At 52.0% G+C, this 8,490-nt stretch carries 7 protein-coding genes; all 7 read left to right on the forward strand.

Features of this window, described 5'->3' with window-relative positions; genetic code table 11:
- Positions 1 to 513 (forward strand): tyrosine-type recombinase/integrase (locus HGBM_RS28440; RefSeq protein WP_147512974.1); only part of this gene is annotated, 513 nt, incomplete at its 5' end.
- A 55-nt stretch (positions 514 to 568) separates the two neighbouring features.
- Positions 569 to 1,216 carry a hypothetical protein gene (locus HGBM_RS24055; protein ID WP_019123630.1) on the forward strand — a complete coding sequence of 216 codons (648 nt, stop codon included), beginning with the start codon at positions 569 to 571 and terminating at the stop codon, positions 1,214 to 1,216.
- Positions 1,217 to 1,218: 2 nt separating this feature from the next.
- The gene (locus HGBM_RS24060; RefSeq protein WP_245553065.1) at positions 1,219 to 2,778 is read left to right on the forward strand and encodes a phage terminase large subunit family protein; all 1,560 of its coding nucleotides are present in this window, start codon (positions 1,219 to 1,221) and stop codon (positions 2,776 to 2,778) included.
- Positions 2,757 to 4,949: a portal protein gene (locus tag HGBM_RS24065; RefSeq protein ID WP_019123632.1), complete on the forward strand. Its 2,193-nt coding sequence runs from the start codon at positions 2,757 to 2,759 to the stop codon at positions 4,947 to 4,949. Before HGBM_RS24060 ends, HGBM_RS24065 begins: the two co-directional genes overlap by 22 nt.
- 17 nt (positions 4,950 to 4,966) lie before the next feature.
- The gene (locus HGBM_RS24070; protein ID WP_019123633.1) at positions 4,967 to 5,224 is read left to right on the forward strand and encodes a hypothetical protein; all 258 of its coding nucleotides are present in this window, start codon (positions 4,967 to 4,969) and stop codon (positions 5,222 to 5,224) included.
- 62 nt (positions 5,225 to 5,286) lie between these two features.
- A complete protein-coding gene (locus HGBM_RS24075; RefSeq protein ID WP_019123634.1) occupies positions 5,287 to 8,259 on the forward strand; it encodes a hypothetical protein in 2,973 nt (990 codons plus the stop codon).
- A gap of 19 nt (positions 8,260 to 8,278) precedes the next feature.
- The coding region (locus tag HGBM_RS31345) for a hypothetical protein (protein WP_035287877.1) at positions 8,279 to 8,490 on the forward strand (212 nt) is incomplete at its 3' end.

Here is an 8,490-nt window from a genome sequence, read left to right on the forward strand (position 1 = left end):
GTCATTCGCACTGCTCTCAACGAGAAGAACAAGCGGAATGGCGCAATCATCTTAACGCTGCTCATGGCCGGCCTTCGCGCTGAGGAGATGATTAATCTGCGTCCAGAGGATGTACTAATCAGCGAGCGAAAAGGGTCCATCGTGGTGAGGGCTGGTAAGGGGAACAAGCGGCGTGTGGTGCCGATCCCAAACGATTTACGAAAATGTCTTGGTGAATACCTTGTGACCGAGAACGCAACAGGTACATGGCTTTTCCGTAGCCAGAGGGCAGAGCAGTTGACCTATGACGGCCTTTATAACCTCTGTGTATCGATCGGCAAGAAAGCGAATGTCGAGGGGCTTACGCCACACGTTCTGCGTCATACATACGGTCACGATCTCGTAGCAAGCGGCGTGCGGATAGATATTGTTGCAAAACTCATGGGACACGCTAAGGTAGACACAACGCTGATCTACACTCAGCCTGGTGAAGAAGAACTGCAAAACGCTGTTGAAAAAATCAGCTTCACATAAACAAGTCGTCTGAATGGCGGCTTTTTTCATTTGCTTAAAAAAGGTGGTGATGACAATGCACGATGAAAAACAGCTAATCGATCAACAACCTACGGGTGAGTTTGAAGAAGAGTTCGTTACTGTCACCAACGAGGAATACGAGCAAGAGGTCAAGAAGGCACTGACGGAGGTCGCCCAAGCACAAGTAGAAGAGAGACAGAAACGCACTCGCACGTACCTTTCATCCGAACTACCGGTGAGACCATGCACCAGTAACTGCCCTCATCGTGCAACGTGTAAGGACTTTATAAAGGGTAGAGTGCTGGACAAAGAACCGTGTAAACCTGAACTTCGGAATATCAAGAAGTGGCAGCGGGCTTTCCGTACTGGGCAGTTGGATGAACTGAAAGATGAGGTCGGGGCTGTGGCTGGATCTATGGCCGTTCAAATCGGACGGCTGCTGGAAGTGGTCGTGCAAGAGGGTGTTGTCGTGGAGACAACAAAGTTTACTGCCAATGGCACGCCGTACAAAGAAAAAATGGCGCATCCGGCCTTACTTGCAGCCACAAAACTGGCCAAAGATATGGGGATAGACCTGACGCAGTTCTTGATGACACCAAAGTCTGTAAAGGATAACGGTCCGCAGGTGCAGGTGAACATCGGAATATCAGCCGAGGAAGTGCAAGCTCGGTTTGCGGCGCGCTTCGCAAAGAAGGGTGATTGATCGTGAATAAGCAGCAAGGACCAACCATTATCACCCCAAAGGAGATTACCAGCAAAGAATTGTTGGAAGTGCTGGCAACCGAGACTGGTTATTTGGAACTGTTGAGTTCGGACGGGTTAGTGTTCGAGGATTATCAAAGACAATTCCTCGATTCCCAAGACAGATTCCAAATATGGTTAAAAAACCGGCAGTCCGGAATGTCTTTCGCGTCTTCTGCTAGGGCATTGGCCCGCAGCCAGAATCTTGATGACTACACCTGTATCATTGCGTCATACAAACAGGACGATTCCAAAGAAAAGATCAGGTATGCAAAACAGATTTACGATTCCTTGCCTGACAACTACAAACGGCGAAAGCTGGTAGACAATCAGACATCGCTGGAGTTTGTCAGTAAGTCCGGCAGGCAGTCGACCGGTACACGCATAATCGCCCAAGGGAAAGGCCCGATCCGTGGTAAGGGTTCAACCAACGTCCTTGACCTTGTACTTGATGAGTTCGCATTCTTCGGCTCGTGGGACAGTGTGGTCTACACGTCAGCTGTACCGGTACTTACCCGCGTTAAGCATGGCTCGTTGACCCTCATCAGCACGCCTTTAGGGAAGGTGGGGAAGTTTTACGAGATATGGTCAGAACACAAAAAGTACAAGAACTACAAACGTCGCACCATCTACTGGTGGGACTTTTCTCTTTTGTGCAAAGATGTGGCACGCGCGCGAGTTGAAGCACCGCGCATGCAAACATTGCAGCGCGTGGAAGAGTTCGGGACTGAGCAGCTGCTGGAACTGTTTAATGCGATGGATTTGGAGTCGTTCCAGCAGGAATTCGAATGTGCCTTTATCGATGACAGCACCTCGTATTTCCCCCTGAACATGGTCTACGCCTGCGTGATGGACGACGAGAGAAACGAGGATGGAAAACCAAGCGAGCAGGAATTCCTAACGGCAAGAGACTTTAAAGACCTGCGTCATAAGACGATGGGTTCCCTTGGCGGCGGCTATGACGTTGGACGTCGCAAAGACGCATCAGAGTTGATTGCTCTTGATGATACCGGAAACGGAAAAATCTTGCGTCTGATGGAGACATACAAACAATCCGACTTCGAACTGCAGGAGCGAGAGTTAAGTCGATTCCTGGATATAGCAAAACCAACCCGCCTTTGCATCGACGAAACAGGTTTGGGTATGCAGATGGCAGAAGGATTGAAAAAGAAATACGGCAACCAAGTAGAGCCAATCCCGTTCACGAATGCCAATAAAGAATCCATGGCAATCGCTCTGCATAAGGAGTTTGAAAAAGGACGATCCGGTATTCGAATCCCAAATGACCGCGACTTGATTTCGCAGATCGTGGCGATCAAGCGTGAAGTGACTAGCACCGGTGCTTTTCGGTACAGCGTCGAGCGCAACGAGAAACACCACGGGGACAAGTTTTGGGCGTTGGCATTGGCCAACTGGGCGTTTAGTAACGATAAGCAGAGCAAACCCGTTGGTTTTGCGATCATGCCTCAACTTGATTTACTGGACGAAGGAGGTGAAATGGATTGGGACTGGTTTCAAAGCTGAAAACGCGGCTCCTGGACTACTTTGATCTGCAACCGAAAGCAAAGGAAAGGATCGAAGAACGACCGGACACTTCATATGCAGAATCTCCATCCACGTACATCTTTGACCAATTCAATGTGGCTACCGATCGCATCACAACCATTCGTGAAGTCCGAGAACTGGTCAAAACAGACCTCCGTTTTAAAATGACTAACCTGCGTTTGGCAGCGGACGCAACACGTGGCGGATTCAAAGTGGTCGTACAAGGTAGCGAAGCATACCGACAAATGCAGAGGCGCCTCGGTAAAAACGTTCCCAAGCGGCTGACACCAGGCGCAAATATCGCGCAGCAGGTTATTGACGACTTCATGCGACGTACCAAGTTGTCTTCCAAAACCAAGGAGTACCTGCGGGTGTTACTGCGAGACGGAGATTTATTCCTCAACCCCGTCATCGATTTGGAAGCGAGGTTGATCCTAGATGTGAAGCGAGCACCCGCACTGACGATGAAACGAAACAGCGATGAGTATGGCGAATTCCCGGACGTGGAGCGCGCTTTCAGCCAGATTGATCCACTCACGCAGATAAACACGTTGATGGAAATCGGCCCGCCGAGTTCGTCCCGCGCCGACTTTGCTCTGTACCAGATGAATCACATTCGCTGGCTCTGCGACGAAACAGAGATGTACGGCATATCCCATTACGCTTCCGCGAGAGCAACCTACAAAATCCTGCAACGGATGGAGCGCGCTGCGGCGATTCGACGGGAATTCCGATCTGTGCAAAAGAATGCTCATAAGCTACCCGATGGAACGGAGACAAAAGATGCCCTGGAGTATGCTCGGATGAACCGATTGATCGATGAGAAAGGGAACCCGACGAAGAACGCGCACCTGTTGAGTGATTTCTTCGGTACGGCTGAAATCAAGGCGCTTCAAGCGGACGCCAACCTGTCGGAAATGGGCGACATTGAATACTTCGACGATCTGCTGTGGCTGAATCTCGGCGTGCCCAAGGCGATCCTGACGTCCGGGCAAAACATCAACCGGGACATCCTCAAAATTCAGTACCCGCAATACCTACAGTCTCTGGACGATATGACAGATGTTTTGGAGTACGGTGACATTGGCCCGTTTTCCGGACTCCGGGGACTGATTGACCTGCAGCTACTACTGCAGGGGATTAACCCGTCATCCGTGGCGTACGACGTTGTGTGGGCGGATAAGTCCGATGAAACGCCAACAGAACGCCTCAACCGAACCGTCAAAGCTATTGACGCTGGCCTGATTACACGCCTTAAAGGTATTCAAGAGATCGCTGATGACTTCGACATCGAAGATCCGGTGGAGATGGCTCGGATGGCCGAGGAAGAAAAAGCCCAAGCTGCGATCATGACTCAAAAAAATAAGGAGACGCAACAGCCGCCCACCCAGGGAGAACAGGTAACCCAGCAGGATCCGGTTACCGACGTGGTTCTCGAAGATCGGCCTGAGTTTCAGAACTTAGAAGACAAAGCGAAGGAAACAGTCCTTCGTTTTTTTCGTTCCGTCTACAGCAAAATGAGCAAGCTCGATGATGCGGGCATTACCGACTCAGCCATCCTCGACAACTCTGAGGACATGATTTTGTCAATCTTGGATGAGGCTTGGGACGAGGAACAAGGGAAGTATCAGGCCGGCATCGTGAAGTGGATGACTCTGTCCGGGATGATGGGAGCCGAGCGGGCCGTGCAGCTCGTTACGGACAAAAAAGCGGGAGATCCTTCTGAGTCAGGAGTGACTGTCAAACCGCGTATCGTGAAAGCGGATATACGGGATGACTTGCTCGAAGCGTCAGGAGAGCGAATCAGAGGCATCAAGGAGACGACCCGGCAGCAGATCCGCGAAGTGTTGGCTGACGGCTTCGAGGAGAACATCGGTTGGCGCGGTCTTATGCGGCAGATTGAACCTGTCATTGTTAATCCAACGCGCGCCGAGATGATCGCGCGTACAGAGTTGGCCTGGGCCTACAACCGCAGCTCCAAGAAGATATACGCCGACGCCGGATTTTCCCGTGTGGAGTGGTCGGCTGTCCTGGATGCCCGTACTTGCCCAACCTGCAGAAGCAGGCACCAGACGGTTTACCAGATTGATGAGCACCCTTCCATTCCAGCGCATCCACGTTGTCGTTGTACATTGTTGCCATCTGATTAAGTGAGGAGGTGAATTGAATGACGTTAAAGGAAATTGTTGAGCAGCTTGAATCATGTAAATTTGCCTGTGAAGCGGGACCGTTGGAAAACAACATAGCGTTTCTCAAGCTGAAAGAGAGAGCCCACAACAATGCACCATCTGTCGAAGTCAAAATCACTGAAGCGGATGCTTTTAAACGGATTTTAGGAATCTTGCATCATGTAGCAACAACCACAACTGATGCGCAAACAAGGGACTTTGTGCTAGCGGAAGTGGAAAACATTCTCGAAACCTAAAAGGCGGTGATGCCATTTGCGAACCGAATATGAACGCCAAGCCGAATGAAAGGAGGAAGACCATGGAACGGACAATTGAATATCTCTACCCTGTTGATCTTCAGTTCTTCGCCATTGGCTTTACCCCGAACAACGGTGAAGAACCGACAACTGACGCCTTAACCGACGATCCCTTGATGAAACAGATTCTCGAAGCGACAAGCGCCATAGCACTACTGGCAATCAAGAAACAGTTGGCCAACACTCCATTAACGGAAGTGGATCGGCGCATCTATTACGAAGCTATTGACGCGAGAGCAAGAGAAGATTTCAGTGCTTGGTGCATCGAGGAAGCGGTCAAAGAAGAAGAAGAGGAGAAGGAAAAGCCTAGTGTTGGTTTTACTGTCGATAAAGCAACGGTTACAGTCACCACAGACTCGATTGAACCGCGTTTTACCGTTCTGAAAGACAGCGGCGAAGACCAACGCGAGCTGTGCTTGTCTAGGGCTGTCCCTATTACCGATTCCGCCGGCGCCCCAACCGGTTGGTATCGGCAGCCGGTGTCTAAAGTGGACGCCATCAACGGAAACAATCGATTGTATCCACGATCCGTTTACCAAGCAGCCCTTGATGAACTGAAAAAATCCAGCTTCCCATATGCCGGAGAGCACCCGCATCCGCGCAGTTACAGAGGCGCTGATGGCCGGGTGCTTTTTGATTCCAGCGTGCCAAACCAAGCAGTTGTATTCCGCGACGCAAGCATTGACGAACAAGGCGTCGTGTGGGCCGAGTACAAACCGCTGGCCACGGACATGGGCCGACAAGTTCAGGCTATGCTGGACGCCGGCCTGCCGATTGGTTTCTCCAACCGCATGACAGGCGACATGGCTCCGGCCGAGGTGAACGGACGCAAGGTCAATGTCGCCCGGAGATTGACGCTCTACACTTGGGACGTTGTGCTGAACCCAGCAGAACCGGAGGCGTTTGCCGCCCCGATCGAACTGACAGACGCGGCCATTGCCGTGATACTAGATTCCATTTCCAAGGAGGATGACAAGATGAACTTCTTTAGCATGACCCTTGAACAATTGCGTGCATGGAAAGCAGCAAACCCTGGCCACGCCGACATGGCGCTGTGCGATGCAGCGATCGCCGCGAAGGAGAAAGAGCAAGCGCTGACCGATGAATTGGAACAGTTGCGTAAGGAGAAAGAGGAGCGGGCCCGCCAAGAGGAGGCTGAACGGAAGAAGCGTGAGGCACAGCAGGCTCTCGCAGATGCCGTAAATGCCCTGCCTTTCGAAAAACACATCAAGGACGGCCTTCTGCAAAAAGGCGCTGCCATCACCGACGCCTCGGAAGTGGCCACCTTCATCGAGACGGAGAAAGCGTTCATTGACTCGTTGCAAGTCAATAACCAGCTTGCTGCATTGGGTGTTACCACGACCGGCCGCGCGAAAACACTGGTACCCGAGGTCACTGTAGGGGCAGAAGGACAGCCGTGGAAACCGATCGTGGACAACCTGATGGCTGCGTTTGACGACCGCCTGCGCTCAACTTACCGGAATTTCCGTGTGGATCCGGAGCTTCGTAAAGCGAATACGGCAATCCTTGAACGCATTCTGTCGAAGATGGAGCGCGATAACAATGATCAATACCGCCGTCATATGCGCGAACTGACGGATGCCGCGCGCGCAATCCAGGATGGCGCTATCAACGACAGTGCATTGACTTCCACGGGTGACTTTGCACAGGCCGCGTTGATTTCGCGGGCCTTCATGTACCAGGTGTGGCAAGACCTGAAGTTCGCGCAGCTCGTGATGGCCGAGCCGTTCTCTGGTTCCACCTACCGCATCCCGGTTGAATTCCAAGGTCATGACCTGTACACGCAGGATGATTTTGTCACCGGCGAATACGACGGCATCACCAGCGAAGGCGTCGAAACCTTCTTCCTGGAGTTTGGGGCTGAGTGGTTGAAACGCGGCACCATCCTTTCTAAAGAAGCGATGCACGAACTGCAAACAGGTCCGTTGAACTATGACGCTCTGGCCCGTAACCTGGCAAACCTCGCTGCTCGTTTCCAACGTGTGAAAGACCAAAAACTGAGTCTCGAAATGCTCCACGTTGCCGACGAGTACGAAGCGAAGGTCGTAACCAACGAGGTTGTGGCATCTAGCGAGATCACCGCCGCCAATCCTGGTGTAAATGTGCCTGCCGGTTCCAATGCGGCGTTCGTCGTGACTGCACTGTGCGGGAACACTGCTGGTTCGACGTTTGCTCAAGTACCGCCAATCGTTCGTCCGCGCACGAAAGTATGGCTGGATCAATTCGGCCGCAAGCAGACGGCGATCGTCAATGACATCGTGGTCAAAGTTGGCTCCACCACGCTGAAGCGCGGAACATGGGACCCGGTGAAGGGTGTAGTAAACAACGGCGACTATGCGGTCGACTTCGAAAATGCGAAATTCTACTTCACTGCCGATTCCGGCGTCGATACCACGAATCGCCCGACTCTGTCCTATTCCTACGCGACGAACGTTTCGTTCTTCGACCTGACGGTTCCGGCAGCCTACAACGGTCGCAACTCCTTGTATTACAACAAGCTGTTGGAACAACTCGACTACGAGAAAGCTTACATGGGCAGCGCACCGCGGTATGTGACGCCTGATTTTGCCCTGGGAAGCCTGCAAGCGATGGTCAACTTCAAGAACGCCGAATTGTTCTACAAATGGGCGTCTCCGGAAGGAACCAGCTTGCTGAAAGGACAAATGTGGTTCGCAAACCGCAATGGCCTGGACATCGGCGAAATGAACACGCCTTGGGCGGCCGGCGATCAGCGTATCCTGATCGGTAAGGTGAATGCAACCCGCATGGGTATCGGCTCCCCAATGGGGATCGAGGGACCGGAGCCGTATTTCGATCCGAGTACGATGAAGATCACTTCCGCGAAGCAATACTTTGCTACGGAGCAAGTTGCCATCGCAACTCCGTTGGTGATCGACGACGCGGGTAAAACATACAACCCGCCGTACCGCACGATCAAGTTCTATCACTCTTAAATTGAAGGGGGAATGAGTCGTGCTGAAAATTAATACCGGTTGCTCGTTCATCCATCCTGTTACACGCCAAATGATCCACCCAGGCCAATCATATGAGGACTTCGAGAAAGTAGGGGATGCACCAGCGTACTCTCAACAGCAAAGCGAACCGAGTGTGACACTCAGCCTGGAGGATTTCTTGGACCTCTCTGCCGATGCTCAAAAACAGCAATTGGTTCGTATGAGCCTGGC

Source organism: Brevibacillus massiliensis (assembly GCF_000311785.1).
In the GTDB taxonomy this organism is placed as follows: Bacteria; Bacillota; Bacilli; order Brevibacillales; family Brevibacillaceae; genus Brevibacillus_C; species Brevibacillus_C massiliensis.